Annotated in this window: 13 protein-coding genes; 11 read left to right on the forward strand and 2 right to left on the reverse strand. The window is 58.7% G+C overall.

The features are described 5' to 3' along the window. Nucleotide 1: 1 nt before the first annotated feature. Both gspD and AUC61_RS22365 read left to right on the forward strand, forming a co-directional pair. The gene (gene gspD, locus AUC61_RS22360; protein WP_243248371.1) at nt 2-2,341 is read left to right on the forward strand and encodes a type II secretion system secretin GspD; all 2,340 of its coding nucleotides are present in this window, start codon (nt 2-4) and stop codon (nt 2,339-2,341) included. A gap of 60 nt (nt 2,342-2,401) precedes the next feature. After that, nucleotides 2,402-3,127: an alpha/beta hydrolase gene (locus tag AUC61_RS22365; RefSeq protein WP_243248372.1), complete on the forward strand. Its 726-nt coding sequence runs from the start codon at nt 2,402-2,404 to the stop codon at nt 3,125-3,127. A gap of 193 nt (nt 3,128-3,320) precedes the next feature. Here the strand turns inward: AUC61_RS22365 and AUC61_RS22370 are convergent, their stop codons facing one another. Then, on the reverse strand, nt 3,321-5,222 hold the full coding sequence (locus AUC61_RS22370) for a sigma 54-interacting transcriptional regulator (RefSeq protein WP_243248373.1): 1,902 nt from the start codon (nt 5,220-5,222) through the stop codon (nt 3,321-3,323). A gap of 239 nt (nt 5,223-5,461) precedes the next feature. Between AUC61_RS22370 and AUC61_RS22375 the strand changes: the two genes are divergently transcribed. From AUC61_RS22375 to AUC61_RS22405, 7 genes are all read left to right on the forward strand, one after another. Beyond that, nucleotides 5,462-5,944, forward strand: coding sequence for an MSMEG_0572/Sll0783 family nitrogen starvation response protein (locus AUC61_RS22375; protein ID WP_027900808.1), 483 nt, complete (start codon nt 5,462-5,464; stop codon nt 5,942-5,944). Nucleotides 5,945-6,123: 179 nt separating this feature from the next. Then, nucleotides 6,124-7,092 carry a Nit6803 family nitrilase gene (locus AUC61_RS22380; protein ID WP_243248374.1) on the forward strand — a complete coding sequence of 323 codons (969 nt, stop codon included), beginning with the start codon at nt 6,124-6,126 and terminating at the stop codon, nt 7,090-7,092. After that, nucleotides 7,079-8,161 (forward strand): MSMEG_0568 family radical SAM protein, encoded by a 1,083-nt coding sequence (locus AUC61_RS22385; RefSeq protein ID WP_243248375.1) that lies wholly within the window; start codon nt 7,079-7,081, stop codon nt 8,159-8,161. Before AUC61_RS22380 ends, AUC61_RS22385 begins: the two co-directional genes overlap by 14 nt. A 24-nt stretch (nt 8,162-8,185) precedes the next feature. Beyond that, a complete protein-coding gene (locus AUC61_RS22390) occupies nt 8,186-8,746 on the forward strand; it encodes an MSMEG_0567/Sll0786 family nitrogen starvation N-acetyltransferase (protein WP_243248376.1) in 561 nt (186 codons plus the stop codon). Then, complete coding sequence (locus tag AUC61_RS22395; RefSeq protein ID WP_243248377.1) at nt 8,739-9,767, forward strand: sll0787 family AIR synthase-like protein; 1,029 nt, start codon at nt 8,739-8,741, stop codon at nt 9,765-9,767. Before AUC61_RS22390 ends, AUC61_RS22395 begins: the two co-directional genes overlap by 8 nt. Before the next feature lies 1 nt (nt 9,768). Continuing rightward, nucleotides 9,769-10,089, forward strand: coding sequence for an MSMEG_0570 family nitrogen starvation response protein (locus tag AUC61_RS22400; RefSeq protein ID WP_243248378.1), 321 nt, complete (start codon nt 9,769-9,771; stop codon nt 10,087-10,089). Between the two features lie 118 nt (nt 10,090-10,207). After that, on the forward strand, nt 10,208-11,497 hold the full coding sequence (locus AUC61_RS22405; RefSeq protein WP_243248379.1) for an MSMEG_0569 family flavin-dependent oxidoreductase: 1,290 nt from the start codon (nt 10,208-10,210) through the stop codon (nt 11,495-11,497). A 316-nt stretch (nt 11,498-11,813) separates the two neighbouring features. Here AUC61_RS22405 and AUC61_RS22410 read toward each other — a convergent pair whose 3' ends face one another. After that, nucleotides 11,814-12,815, reverse strand: a complete 1,002-nt coding sequence (locus AUC61_RS22410) for a DUF4917 family protein (RefSeq protein WP_422765593.1) — start codon at nt 12,813-12,815, stop codon at nt 11,814-11,816. A gap of 171 nt (nt 12,816-12,986) precedes the next feature. Between AUC61_RS22410 and AUC61_RS22415 the strand changes: the two genes are divergently transcribed. Further along, the gene (locus AUC61_RS22415) at nt 12,987-13,718 is read left to right on the forward strand and encodes a GntR family transcriptional regulator (protein WP_243248380.1); all 732 of its coding nucleotides are present in this window, start codon (nt 12,987-12,989) and stop codon (nt 13,716-13,718) included. A gap of 213 nt (nt 13,719-13,931) precedes the next feature. Continuing rightward, on the forward strand, nt 13,932-15,221 hold the full coding sequence (locus tag AUC61_RS22420; RefSeq protein ID WP_243248381.1) for an MFS transporter: 1,290 nt from the start codon (nt 13,932-13,934) through the stop codon (nt 15,219-15,221). Nucleotides 15,222-15,254 lie beyond the last annotated feature (33 nt).

The raw sequence follows: 15,254 nt of genomic DNA on the forward strand, positions 1-15,254 counted from the left end.
AATGGCTACTTCTTCAGGCGTTCGTCAATTCCCTCGCTTGCGCACCCCCGTGTTGTGCCTGGCCACATCTGTCGCCCTCGGCGGCTGTGCTACCGCGCCCAACAACTATGATCAAGACAGCGACATGTTGCGCGAGGCCCTGCAGGGTACTGGCTCGCAACGTCCGCCGGTTGATCCGCGCAGTGAGCAGGCTCCGCAGGAAGCGTCACAGCCTCAACCCGCCACAGCGCCCACGCGGCAATTGATTCGTGGCAACCAGCAGTTCGTCCGCAGACCTTCGTCAGTTTCTTCGCCAGCACCTGCTGCCCGGGATTCTGAAACCGGCGATATCGTGTTCAACTTCACCAATCAACCCATCGAAGCCGTGGTCAACAGCATCATGGGTGATCTGCTGCAAGAGAATTACAGCATCGCCCAAGGTGTTAAGGGCGACGTCAGTTTCTCCACCTCAAAACCGGTGAACAAGAAGCAGGCACTGTCGATTCTCGAGACGCTGCTGTCCTGGACCGACAACGCCATGATCAAGCAGGGCAATCGCTATGTAATCCTGCCTGCCAACCAGGCCGTGGCGGGCAAGCTGGTGCCGGAAATGGCCGTGTCCCAGCCTGCTGCGGGCATGTCCGCACGCCTGTTCCCGCTGCGCTATATCTCGGCTACCGAGATGCAGAAACTGCTCAAGCCGTTTGCCCGGGAAAACGCTTTCCTGCTGGTTGATCCGGCGCGCAACGTGTTGAGCATGGCCGGTACGCCGGATGAGCTGTCCAACTATCAGGACACCATCGACACCTTTGACGTCGATTGGCTGAAGGGCATGTCGGTGGGTGTGTTTGGTTTGCAGCGCGCCTCGGTGGGCGAACTGATGCCCGAACTGCAGAAGATGTTCGGCCCCGACAGCGGCATGCCGCTCGCGGGTATGGTGCGTTTCCTGCCGATCGAACGGACCAACTCGGTGGTGGCGATTTCTTCGCAGCCTGAATACCTGCGTGAAGTTGGCGACTGGATTCGTACCATTGATGAGGGCGGCGGCAACGAGCCGCAAATGTACGTCTACGATGTGCGCAACATGAAAGCCACTGACCTCGCCAAGTACCTTCGGCAGATCTACGGCAACGGTGCAATCAAAGACGATTCGGCAGCCAAGGTTGCGCCGGGTCTGCGCACCCGTTCACTGTCGTCGTTGAGCTCGGGTGGTACTTCCAACGGCATGAACAACAGCACCGGCGGCTTTGGCGGCATGGGCGGTGGCATGGGCGGTGCGAGCGGTGGCATGGGGATGGGTAACAACCAGATCCAGGGCATGGGCAGCGGCGACGAAGAGCAGGACAGCGAAGGCAGCGAAGAAAGCCTCGACAGCGAAACCGATGGCGGTATGGGGCAGGGCGGCGGCACTGGTAATGCGCCCAAAGGCATCGACGCCAGCACCCGCATTACTGCGCAGAAGAGCAGCAATCAGTTGCTGGTTCGTACCCGCCCGGCGCAATGGAAGGAAATCGAATCGGCCATCAAGCGCCTCGACAATGCGCCGCTGCAAGTGCAGATCGAAACGCGGATTCTTGAAGTCAATCTGACCGGCGAACTCGACCTCGGCGTGCAGTGGTATCTGGGCCGTCTGGCGGGCAACACGGGCACCACCAACATCTCCAATGTCGCTGGTAGCCAGGGCGCATTGGGTGGCGGAGGCCTGGGGGTTCAGAATTCTTCGCTGTTTTATTCGTTTGTCAGCAGCAACTTGCAGGTCGCCTTGCGCGCGCTGGAAACCAACGGCCGTACCCAAGTGCTGTCGGCACCGTCTCTGGTGGTGATGAACAACCAGCAGGCGCAGATTCAGGTTGGCGATAACATCCCGATCAGCCAGACCACGGTCAATACGACCAACTCCGATACCACCCTGAGCAGCGTCGAGTACGTGCAGACCGGTGTGATTCTGGATGTCGTGCCACGGATCAATCCGGGCGGTCTGGTGTACATGGACATCCAGCAGCAAGTCAGTAATGCGGACACATCGTCCATCACCGAGACGCAGACCAATCCGAGCATTTCGACTCGCTCGGTATCGACCCAGGTTGCCGTACAAAGCGGCCAGACGGTACTGCTCGGCGGCCTGATCAATCAGAACAACGCCGAGAGCGACAGCTCGATACCTTATCTTGGCAGAATTCCCGGTCTGCGCTGGTTGTTCGGCACCACCAGCAAATCCAAGGCTCGCACCGAGCTGATCGTGCTGATTACGCCTCGTGTGATCACCAGCAGTAGTCAGTCGCGTCAGGTGACAGATGATTACCGTCAGCAAATGCAGTTGCTGCGTCCGGAGAAGGTCAGTCACACTGGTATTACTGACTAACCTGTATGCCCACTCAGCGCTGACCTGAAAACAGGCAGCGCTCACCCGAGGTCACGATTCATGCTGAAAGTGTTCGCCTTCATGTTGTTCGCTATGTGCGGGCTGGCCCAGGCCGAAGAACCGTTACTCAGCGATTTGCCGCTCAAGTATGTTGCACAGGCCAGCACTGAGACAAAAGACAAGCCGCTGATCATCTTCCTGCATGGTTACGGCGGCGACGAAACCAACCTGATCAGTTTCACCGCTGCGCTGCCCCGCGATTACAACTACCTGTCGGTGCGCGCGCCGCTGAAGGCTTATCAAGAGGGCTACCAGTGGTTCAATCAGCGCCCCGAATCTGCTTATTACGATGGCAAGACCGAGGACCTGAAAAGCAGCGGGCAAGTGCTTGAGCAATTCATCGAGCAGGCAACCCGCAAATACCAGACACGACCTTCGAAGGTCTTTCTGGTGGGCTTCAGCCAGGGCGCAATGATGAGCTACGAGGTGGTTCTGCGTCATCCTGGGCTGGTCGGCGGTTTTGCTGCCTTGAGCGGGCACATGCTGCCGGTGCTCAAGGCCGAACTGAAGCCTGACCCGGCGCGGCAAAAACTGGCGGTGTTCATCGGCCATGGCGCTGTCGACACACTGATCCCGGTGCAAGGCGCAAGCGATGCCGAAGCCTACTTGAAAACCCAAGGCATCAAGCCGCAGTTTCATGCCTACGCCGGATTGCCGCATGGCGTGAACGAGACCGAGGTCCGGGATTTGGCGGCGTGGTTGGAGAAAGTTGCCAACGCTCGTTAGCGGGGTGATTGCACCGGATGTGGCTGACACAGCGCGTCATCTGTAGGAGCAAACAAACTGCAATTTTCCAGATTGAATCCTGTCTTGTAGGAGCTCACCGAGGTTACGAGGCCAGCGATGGCGGAGTATCAGACAGACCGCTATCGCTGGCCTCGTAACCTCGGTGAGCTCCTGCAGGTCTGGGCTTGCATCCTTAAACGATGATATCCAGCCGCTTCAATCGCGAAGCCAGCGTCGTTGGCTTCAACCCCAGTAATTCTGCCGCACCACCTTTACCAAACAGCTTGCCATTACTGGCCTTTAGCGCCGCTTGCATGTTGCTACGTTCCAGTTCTCGTACCTGGGCGTCAGTCATGATGCTGCCTGCTGTTGAAAGCTGGGCGAGCGGTGCTTCGGCTTTATGGGGCTCGTCCGGGAGGTCCATGTTCAGGTCCGCACCGTGGGAGGTGATGAGCGCTCGTTCTATGACGTTCTGCAACTCACGGATATTGCCTGGCCACGAATAGCGCTGCAGGCGCTCGATGTCACTGTTGCGCAACCGGCGGCCCGGCATGTTCAGGCGTTTGGCGGTCTGCTTGAGGAAGTGCGCAGCCAGTGGCGCGATGTCCATGGGGCGCTCGCGCAGGGCCGGGGACTGGATGGGGAAGACGTTAAGGCGGAAGTACAAATCCTCACGAAAATGCTTGGCGGTCACCTCCTGACGCAAGTCCCGGTTAGTCGCGGCGATGATGCGCACATCGACCTTGCGCGTACGTTCTTCGCCGACCCGCTCGAATTGCCCTTCCTGTAAAACCCTTAACAGCTTGCTCTGCAACTCCAGCGGAATCTCGCCGATTTCGTCAAGGAACAGCGTGCCGCCATCCGCCAGTTCAAAGCGTCCGACACGGTCACGAATCGCCCCGGTAAACGCGCCGCGAATATGGCCAAAAAATTCGCTTTCGAACAACTCAGTGGGAATCGCCGCGCAGTTGACGCGAATCAGCGGGTTGGCGCTGCGTCGACTGGCTTGATGGATCGCCCTTGCAATCAGTTCCTTGCCGGTGCCGGACTCGCCATTGATTAATACGCTGGCATCGGTAGGCGCGACCACGTCTATCTGTTTGATGATTTTCAGGATCGGATCGCTCTGGCCGACGATTTCCCGAAAGTTGTGTTCGATGTGAATCTCCTCCTGCAGATAGGCGTTCTGCTCTTCGAGCCGCTGCTTCAGCACTTTGAGTTCTTCCAGTGCATTGTGCAGCTGGTTTTCCGTGGTGCGCCGCTCGGTGATGTCGCGGAACACCACCACCGCACCGGCAATTCGCCCGTCGGCAATCACCGGCGTGCTAGTGAATTCCACCGGGAACGAGCTGCCATCCCGACGCCAGAACACTTCCTGACGACCTTCATGAACCACGCCATCGCGTACCGCTTTGTAGATCGGGCAGTCTTCTACCGGGTAATGGCTGCCGTCGGCGTGGGTGTGATGGTGAATGCGGTGGATGTTCTTACCGATCATGTCCGCCGGTTCCCAGCCCAGCATCCGTGCGCCCGCCGGGTTGACGAAGGTGGCCAGGCCATCTGTGTTGATGCTGTAAATGCCGTCGCCCACCGCGCTGAGCAGCAACTGGTTATCGCGCTCGGTTTCCTGGAACAGGTTGAGAATGTTGCGCCATTCCAGCAGCCCGCCGCGCATGGTGCGTTCGGTGTGGGCCTGATCACGCTGATACTTTTCATGGCTGGCTTCGCGCATGACCAGAATCAGCTGTGGGTTGCCCTTGACCTGCAGGATGGTCGCCGACAATTCCAGCTCGATGCGCTCACCGGTTTTGCAATTGCAGCTCAACTCTTCGGTCCAGCCGCGGCCTTTATTCATGACGGCTTGAGTAAACACGATCAGGTCGGCCAGTTGATGACCGAACAATTTGCTGACCGGCAGCTCCAGCAGCTCCTGGCGTGGATAGCCGAGCAGCTTGCAGGTGGCCACGTTCAGGTCGCCGAAGCGATCTGCGACAGGGTCCAGCAGGGCGATGGCCTCGGCGCAGTGTTCGAACACCATGTGCCGCGAGGAATAGGCCAGGTCGGCCCAGCCGGTCAGTGAGTCTGGCTCGCTCATTACGAAATCTCGTGATTTAGCGCTACGAAGAATCGTATTTCTACGGGAATGCGTAATCCAGCGATAGGCTCAGAAAGGCCCGTAAAAACCGGATCAGATTTGAATGTTCAGTCTAATCAGGGGTTTAGCTGTTCTGCGGATATCGTTTTTATTTTTGGCACGGCGTTCGCTCTGGTTCTGTTGTCACCCCGGCGGTTCCAAGCCGCTGATAAAAACATGACTCACTGGAGAACGACGATATGCCAAGCGTGGACATTGCTCACTATCAAGACGGCGACTTCCTGGTCAATTACGAAGAAAAAGTCTTCGAGGACGTCAAAGCCGAACCCGGCGAAAAAGCCCTGCTCACGTTTCACACCATCGCTTTCGAAGGCTCCATCGGCCTGGTCAACATGCTTCAGGCCAAGCGCCTGCTGCGTAAAGGCTTCGAAACCAAAATCCTGTTGTACGGGCCGGGCGTACAGTTGGGTGTGCAGCGTGGTTTCCCGACGCTGGGTGCAGAAGCCTTCCCCGGCCATCTGGCGGTGAACAACCAGATCAAAGCGTTCATGTCCGAAGGCGGGGAAGTCTACGCCTGCCGCTTCGCCTTGCAGGCCCTCTACGGCCAGACCGAAAAAGCCCTGATCGAAGGCATTCGTCCCATCAACCCGCTGGACGTCATGGACCTGCGCCTGCTGATGCGCCGCGAGGGCGCGATGATTATCGATACCTGGACGGCGTAACAGAACACGCGGTGCCTGCATGGAATGCACCTGTGGGAGCTGGGCTTGCCCGCGATAAACGATAACGCGGTGTATCTTCAAGACGCGTCTCATGCATCGCGGGTAAGCCCGGCTCCCACAGTTGGATCTCATTCCAAATCAGTTTCATGAAAGCCGCTACAACTTTTCAGGACATAACCATGACCACCATCCGCGCCGCCGCCGTTCAGTTCAGCCCGGTGCTGTACTCCCGGGAAGCCACAGTCGCCAAGCTTTGCAATACGTTGCTGGCGCTGGGGCGAGAAGGTGTGCGGTTCGCGGTTTTCCCGGAAACCGTGGTGCCGTATTACCCCTATTTCTCCTTCGTCCAACCGCCATTCGCCATGGGCAAGGAACACCTGAAGCTCCTTGAGCAATCCGTGACGGTGCCCTCTGACGTGACCCGGCAGATCGGTGACGCTTGCCGAGAGGCCGGGATCGTTGCGTCTATCGGCGTCAACGAGCGTGATGGCGGCACGATCTACAACGCGCAGTTGCTGTTCGATGCTGACGGCACGCTGATTCAGCACCGCCGCAAGATCACCCCGACGTACCACGAGCGAATGGTCTGGGGGCAGGGCGATGGCTCTGGCTTGCGTGCGGTGGACAGTGCCGTCGGGCGCATTGGCTCGCTGGCTTGTTGGGAGCATTACAACCCGTTGGCCCGCTATGCGTTGATGGCCGACGGCGAGCAGATTCATGTGGCGATGTTCCCCGGTTCGTTGGTGGGGGACATTTTTGCCGAGCAGATCGAAGTGACCATCCGCCATCACGCCCTTGAGTCAGGCTGCTTTGTGGTCAACGCCACAGCCTGGCTGGATGCCGATCAGCAAGCACAAATCATGCAGGACACCGGCTGCAGCCTGGCACCGATCTCTGGCGGGTGCTTCACGGCCATTGTCTCGCCGGAAGGCAAGTTGCTCGGCGAGCCGGTGCGTTCCGGTGAAGGTTGGGTGATTGCTGATCTGGACCTTGCGCTGATCGACAAGCGCAAACGAATGATGGATTCAGTGGGGCATTACAGTCGCCCGGAACTGCTCAGCCTGCTGATCGACCGTACACCCACGGCTCATGTGCATGAGCGCGCTTCACAGTTGAAAGCCGAGGAGCTTGCCCATGCAGACCAATGAATTGCTGGCAGAGCTGCAGTGCCACGGGGTGCGCTGGCCCGCCGCGCAGAACGGTCTATCGCGGCAAGGCGGAGCAGGGCCATCGGACCACAAAGCGCTGAGTTTCGGCAGCCGGACCATGATGGTGCCGATCCTCAATCAGGCGTCTCAGGATTCGCCCTATCAAGCGCAACCCAGCGAAGACGGCAGTCAGGCACTGATTTTTCGTCAGGGTTTGCAGGTCGGTCAGGTACAGATGCCGGGCGTGCCGAAGTTTTACGGATTGAGCACCGATGACGGCATTCCGTATTGGAAAATCGCCACATTGCACAGCAGTGATGTGCTCGCGACGACCGTTCTGCAGCACTGCATCCGGTTCAATGATCGCGGCACTTCATGCCAGTTCTGCGCCATCGGCCAGTCTCTCGCTGCTGGCAAGACTATTGCTCGCAAACGTCCGCAGCAGCTGGCTGACGTGGCAAAAGCGGCGGTCGAGCTAGATGGCGTCAAGCACATGGTGATGACCACCGGCACACCACAAACGCCTGATCGCGGCGCAGCCATTCTGTGTGAGTCCGCCGCTGCGGTGACGGCCGCCGTCGATCTGCCGATTCAGGCGCAATGCGAGCCGCCGGATAACGACGCCTGGTTCACTCGTTTGCGTGACAGCGGTGTGGTGTCCCTGGGCATGCACCTGGAGGCGGTCACCGACGAGGTTCGTCAGCGAATCATGCCGGGCAAGGCTGAAGTGCCCCTGACACGCTATTTCGAAGCGTTCAGTGCTGCGGTCGAGGTGTTCGGTCGCGGCCAGGTCAGCACTTACATTCTTGCTGGCCTGGGCGACAGTGAAGCCGCGATCACCGAGATGAGTGAGCGTTTGTGCGAGCTGGGTGTTTACCCGTTCGTGGTGCCTTTTGTACCCATCGACGGCACGCCACTGGCCCGTCATCCCAAACCCGACAGCGCCATGATGGCTCGCCTGTATCCGCAAATCGGCGCAAGCCTGCGTCGTCACGGTCTGCATTCCGAGCAAATCAATGCCGGTTGCGCCAAGTGCGGCGCGTGTTCGGCCCTGAAGAATTACGAATAAGCGGTTCATCCAGGAGAAGCGCCCATGTCCAGCCTTGCCTTCGCTCTAGTCGATAGTACGTTCGAGCCTTTCCGGGCGGGTGAACTGCTGGTCAAACCGGCCACCGAACCCTGGGAGAAACAGGCTTATTACGCGCTGCGTCGGGCGGTGTTTTCCGATGAGCAACAACTGCTGGCGCAAGACAAGGACGGTCACGACTTTCAGGCGATTGCTATCGTCGCGCTGGCAGGCAATTGCGGCATGGCTGATCAGGTGGTCGGCGCGGTACGGATTTACCAGCCGGAACCTGGTTTGTGGTTTGGCGGACGCTTATGCGTTGCGCCTGCCTATCGACGCCACAGCATGATTGGCAAGGCGCTGGTCAACGAGGCGGTGTCCCGGGCCAAGGATCTGGGCTGTGAAGTGTTTCATGCCACCGTACAGACGGCGAACGAACTGTATTTTCAGGCGCTGCACTGGCAAACCCTGAGTCATCTTGAGTTGCTCGGGCAGCCTCATTGCCTGATGCAGGTCGATTTGACGTGCTACCCGTTCATGCCGCGTCAGGTGTCATTGCGTACGTTGCAGGGAGCCCGCCATGCGTGAGATCAACGATCTGCCAGCGCTGCTCGAACGGTTGCGAAACACCCAGGCAATGCTTTCCAAGCAGGCCATTCAGCAGCCCGCAGCGGTCATCGGCAAAGCGGACAAGGTGATGACCCGCACCGAGCTGTACGCGTTGCCCGGTGATGACACCGCGGCCATTGCCTGCGGCGAGCAGTTTCAACTATTGGCGATCGAAGGCATGTTGCCCGGTTTCGTCAGCGCCGCGCCGTGGTTTGCGGGCTGGTCGGCAGTGATGGCCAATGTCAGCGATATTACCGCCATGGGCGGTCGCGCCACTGCGGTGGTCAACGCCTATTGGCACCATGATCAGGATGCTGCGCAGCAGGTGTTGGCCGGGATTCGTGCCGCATGTGAAGCCTACGGTCTGATTCTGGCGGGCGGGCATACCAGCCTTGCTTCTGGCAATCCAGCTGCGCTGGCCGTGGCGATAACCGGTTTCGCCAACAGGTTGCTGTCGAGCCTGCATGTGGCGCCGGGGCAGGTCATCGCCATGGCGGTCGACCTCGAAGGCCAGTGGCATGCGGATACCCCCTACTGGAAAGCGTTTGAGGGCGTCCCGGCCTCGCGGCTGCGCAGCAAGCTTGAAGTGCTGCCACGTCTGGCCGAGGCGCAACTGCTGCATGCCGCCAAGGACATCAGCAATGCCGGAATATTGGGCAGCCTGCTGATGCTGCTGGAGGCCACCGGTTATGGCGGGCACGTGGATTTGAATGCGTTGCCATGCCCGCCAGACGCTGATCCGGAGCGCTGGCTGCAGGTCTTTCCCAGCTACGGCTTTGTGATCACCCTTGATGAAAAAAACTGGCCCAACGTGCAGGCCGCTTTCGAGTTTGAAGGGCTTTGCTGCGCGCGAATCGGCGAGGTGAAGCCGCGGGGAGCACTGACTGTGCAGGCGGGTTCGCAACATGCCGAATTCTGGAACCTGAGGGAGCAAGCTTTCACCGGATTCAGTTATGCCCATCTTGATCTGTCCTCATTGAACACCCAACAGGAGCACTGACATGCCCGCTGTCAATTTCACCATTCGCTGGCCCAATGGCAAGGAAGCTTCCGGTTACTCACCTTCGACGGTGATCTACGACCACCTGCAAGAAGGCGCCAGTTACCCGCTGGCCGATTTCCTGCAGCGCATCGAGGGCGGCCTCAACAACGCCTCGGAGCGGGTCAAACAGGTCAAGGGGTTCTACTGCAGTTCGGCAATGGACACCCTTAATTCCCTGAAAGGTCAGGCCATGCGTCAGGAAGAGGGCGCGGTGCAGGTGATCAGCATGCGCACCGAAGGCGGTGGGCGGGTGCCTAGTTCGGGGTGGAGTTCTTTCTGAAACAAATGCCCTGTAGGAGCTGCCGAAGGCTGCGAAAGCGGTGTGTCAGGTATAACGCTATCGCAGCCTTCGGCAGCTCCTACAGAACGTGCAATCCGCGACTCACCGGAGCTTTCAAATGCCCAACCCTCTCGCCTCAATCAAACCACCCCATCACAGCGTAATCATCGTCGGCGGCGGTCAGGCCGGGTTGTCTGCCAGCCATTATCTGCAGGCTCACGGCATCGATCATCTGGTGCTGGAGAAACATAGCCTGACCCACACCTGGCGGACCCAGCGCTGGGACGCGTTCAGCCTGGTCACGCCCAACTGGCAATGCGCGTTGCCCGGGTATCGCTACAACGTAGAGCATCAGGGTAAAGATCCCCATGGCTTCATGACCAAGGGGCAAATCAACGAATATCTGGCGGGCTTTGTCGCGTCGGTCAATGCGCCTGCGCTCGAAGGCGTGGTGGTGCAGCGTGTGCTGCCACGCGCTGTTGGTGGCTTTGAGGTGCATACCTCCAAAGGCGAGTTCACGGCCGATCAGGTGATCGTCGCGTCGGGCGGTTATCACACGCCGATCATCCCGCGCCTGGCCGAGCGTGTGTCCGCGCACATCGCCCAGATCCACTCCGAGCAATACCGCAACGCCGAGTCGCTGCCCGAAGGCAATGTGTTGGTCGTAGGCTCAGGGCAGAGCGGCGCGCAGATTGCCGAAGATTTGCATCTGTCCGGGCGTAAGGTCTATCTGGCGGTCGGCGACGCACCGCGGTGCGCGCGTTTTTATCGTGGCAAGGACGTGGTCGACTGGCTGGCTGAAATGGGCTACTACGACATCGGCGTCGACACACATCCGCTGCGTGAAGGCGTGCGCGACAACACCAACCACTACGTCACCGGGCGTGATGGCGGACGGGATATCGACCTGCGTCGCTTTGCTGCTGAAGGGATGCAATTGTTCGGTCGTCTTGAAGGCTTGCGGGGCGGCACGCTGACCTTTGCCAACAATCTCAGGCAAAGTCTCGACGGCGCTGATGCGGTCTATAACCGGATCAATGGCTCCATTGATAAGTACATTCTGGAACAGGGAATAGACGCTCCCGCCGGCGAGGTTTACGTGCCGCAGTGGACGCCGGAACGGGAGCGTACCGAGCTTGATCTGGACGCGGCAGGCATCACCAGTATCGTCTGGTGCATCGGTTTTACGCCTGACTTCACATGGGTCGAAGTACCCGTGTTCAACGGTCGCGGTCATCCCGGACACAAGCGGGGTATTACCGCACAGCCGGGCTTGTATTTCCTCGGCTTGCCATGGCTGTACAGTTGGGGTTCCGGCAGGTTTTCAGGCGTGGCGCGGGATGCAGAGTATCTGGTCGCACATATCGCTGAAGCGTTGGCGCCTGTGCGGCGAGTGGGGGCGGGGTAGGCGTTTGTCTATGCGCGGTGCTCTTAACACCACACTGTGGTGGTCTGAGCACATGATCCATGTGGGAGCGGTGCTTGGTCTGGGCGGCATTTCGACGATAAAGGCGACGCGGTTTGAAGCATAAACCGCGGTGTTCTTATCGCGGGCAAGCACCGCTCCCACATAAAAACCTAATTTATTCAGTGAGTTATATTTTTTTTGATAGGAGCGGTGCTTGGTCTGGGCGGCATTTCGACGATAAGAACAACTCGGTCTACCCAGAATCGCGTCAAGCCTTCGCGGGCAAGCACCGCTCCCACAGGAGTAAGCTTTACAGTCAGGCCTTCACCAACGAATCCGCGCTCCCCAACGGGTGGCTCTTCGCATCAAAAAAGCTCAACTCGATATCCAGATCACCGAACAACTCTTTGTAGTGGCGCTTCTGGAATTCGATAAACGCATCGCTGCGCGGCAGCACGGAGATCGCGATGCGCTTGGGTCGGGCCTGACGAATCGCGGCGACGATGTGTGCATCCTGCTTGCCCAGCGCATGGCCGAAGATGCACAACGCATCACGGTGTTGCGCCAGTTGCCCGTGACAGAACGACAGGTAATCCGAAGTGCGGATGAGCTTCATCTTCTCGGCGCTGGTGCCTTCGCTGATGAACAGCGGTACATCGTCCAGTGCATTGATGGCGAAGCTACCCAGCAACGAGCTTTCCGAGGACAGCAGCTTGCGCACCGAGCCGTCCAGATTCTTCACCAGATGCATGCCGCCATGCAGATACAGGATCCGTGTCGCGTTAGCCCGGGTTGCATGCAGATTGAACGTCGCGTTGTCGTTGAACAGATCGTCGAAGTGCTCCGGTGCATGCATCACCGCCCAATAGGCGAGCAGGTCATAGTTACTCGAGTAGACGCTGGCATAGCGCTGCAACTCGGCGTTCATCCGGGCCAGCGTATCGGCTTCGATCAGCTTCCACGGGATGTGCACCGAGCGGATCGCATGGATCAGCGCTTCCTTGATGGCGAAGTACCGGTTGCGTGGCGATGAAGAACTGATGGTCAGCGCTGCATTGACCCGCATTGCCGACTTCAGTGCCGCCAGTACGGGCTCGAAGTTGTGAGTGTCCATGGCGCTGAACACCGCCAGCTCGGTCCGGCTCATGGGGTTGCTACGGGTGGTTTGCGACAGGTCGAACAGCGAGTCGTAGGCGAAGTTTTTCCAGACAGCCAGACTGGCACCATTGCCCATCAACAACCCCCATTCTTCATCGCGGGCAGTTCGCAGTGCATTCCAGTCAGCCAGTCCAGCGTCAATTTCCGTCAATTGCATCATCTCGCTTCACTTCTGATTCAGGGATCGCCCTCAACGACGGGCGTCTTGGGCTGAAACCTGGCCATCTTATAGAACGGAGCGAAAAAATGTGACCGGGTTGCTCTTGACGACCTTTTGTATCAAGACAATACTTCGCTGCACATTCATATAGATGACTAGATAAATAAAAATATGAACAGATTATCCAGTGATGAGCGTCTACCCCTTTATCAACGTCTGCGCGATCAGTTAGCTGAGCAGATTGCCAACAATCGCTGGCGTCCAGGCGAGGCAATTCCTACCGAAGCGGCACTGTCCAGCGAATATTGCCTGTCCACCGGCACGGTGCGCAAAGCCATCGACATGCTGGTTGCCGATAACATTCTTGAGCGTCAGCAGGGTCGCGGAACATTTATCCGTCGCCCGCAGTTTGAATCTTCGCTGTTCCGCTTCTTTCGTTTTCAGTCCGCTGCTGGCGCGCGCCAGGTTCCGGAAAGCCGAATTCTTTCCATTGAACCCATGACTGCGCCGTCGGCGGTCAGCCAGGCCCTCGGTCTGATTCCGGACGCTCCCGTGATTCGCATGGTACGTCTGCGCTTGCTCGACGCGCAGCCAATGCTGGCAGAAGAAATCTGGCTGCCTCGGGTTCAGTTCCAGGCATTGCTGGATAACGACCTGCAACGCCAGGGGCCGTTGCTCTACCCGATTTACGAAGCGCTATGTGGCCAGGTGGTCGCTTATGCCGAAGAGACCCTGACAGCCGAGGCCGTCAGTGAAGTGCATGCGCGGCTGTTGCAGATTCCAGCCAACAGCCCGGTTGTGGTGATTGAACGTCTGGCGCGCAATTACGCGGGCGAACCCCTGGAATGGCGCCGTTCGCGTGGGCACGCCAGTCATTTCCGTTACAGCGTGGAAATCCGTTGAGGCTGATGCCTCGGCTCTTCCCTGATTCACTTTTATCAAACGATCGCAATGGCCTGGATTGGAACAGGGTGCACAGGTGGGAGCGAATTCCTTCGCGAAAGGGCATTTACATCCGACGCAAACCCGTCGGCTGGAATATCGATTCGCGAGTGAACTTGCCCCCACCTGGCGTCTGTCAGGGGCTCCGGGTAACTCTATATAAGGACAAAAACCATGTTCAGTTGGTATCGCCAAGTCACTCCTCGGGAGCGCAAAACGTTTTGGGCGTGTTTCGGCGGCTGGTCGCTGGATGCGCTGGAAGTGCAGATGTTCGGCCTGGCGATTCCGGCGCTGATTGCCGCCTTTGCCCTCACCAAAGGCGATGCCGGCTTGATCAGCGGCGTGACACTGGTCACCTCGGCACTGGGCGGCTGGGTCGGCGGTACGCTGTCTGATCGCTACGGCCGGGTCCGTACCCTGCAGTGGATGATCCTCTGGTTCTCGTTCTTCACTTTTCTCTCGGCGTTCGTCACCGGCTTCAACCAGTTGCTGATCGTCAAGGCCCTGCAAGGCTTTGGTATCGGTGGTGAGTGGGCCGCCGGTGCAGTGTTGATGGCTGAAACCATCCAGTCCAAATATCGCGGCAAGGTGATGGGCACCGTGCAGAGCGCCTGGGCGGTTGGCTGGGGTCTGGCGGTGCTGGTCTTTACCCTGATCTACTCGTTGGTGCCGCAGGATATCGCCTGGCGGGCGATGTTCCTTGTCGGTCTGTTGCCATCGCTGCTGATCATCTGGGTACGCCGCAATGTTGAAGAGCCGGACAGCTTTCAGCGTCAGCAGAAAGACAAGACCACGCCGAAAAGCTTCTTCAAGTCCATGGCGGGTATTTTTCGCCCTGAGTTGCTGCGTGTAACCCTGCTCGGCGGCATCCTGGGTCTGGGGGCTCACGGCGGTTACCACGCGGTAATGACCTGGTTGCCAACCTTCCTGAAAACAGAGCGCAATCTGTCGGTATTGAACTCTGGTGGCTATCTGGCGGTGATCATTGTCGCTTTCTGGTGTGGCTGTGTGGCCAGCGGCTTCTTGATCGACCGCATCGGTCGTCGTATGAACATTTTGCTGTTCGCCATCTGCTGCGTGGTCACTGTGCAGTGCTATGTATTCCTGCCCCTGACCAATACCCAAATGCTGTTCCTCGGCTTCCCGCTGGGTTTCTTTGCAGCCGGTATCCCAGCCAGTCTCGGTTCATTCTTCAACGAGCTTTACCCGGCGGATGTGCGCGGAGCAGGGGTGGGCTTCTGCTACAACTTCGGCCGCGTATTGTCCGCTGTATTCCCGTTCATGGTCGGTCACATGAGTGAATCCATGTCGCTGGGGTCGGCCATCGGTATCGATGCCGGTATCGCCTACGGTGTGGCAGTGATTGCCGCACTTTGCCTGCCTGAAACCCGTGGTCGCAGCCTGGAAGCGACCACGCCTGAAACTGATGCGACTCAAGGACGTGAAGCCCCGCAGCAAGCCTGACGTGCCGTCTGGTTTGCAGTAGATCCACGCGTG

It is taken from the genome of Pseudomonas maioricensis, from assembly GCF_022790535.1.
GTDB classification, from domain to species: Bacteria; Pseudomonadota; Gammaproteobacteria; order Pseudomonadales; family Pseudomonadaceae; genus Aquipseudomonas; species Aquipseudomonas maioricensis.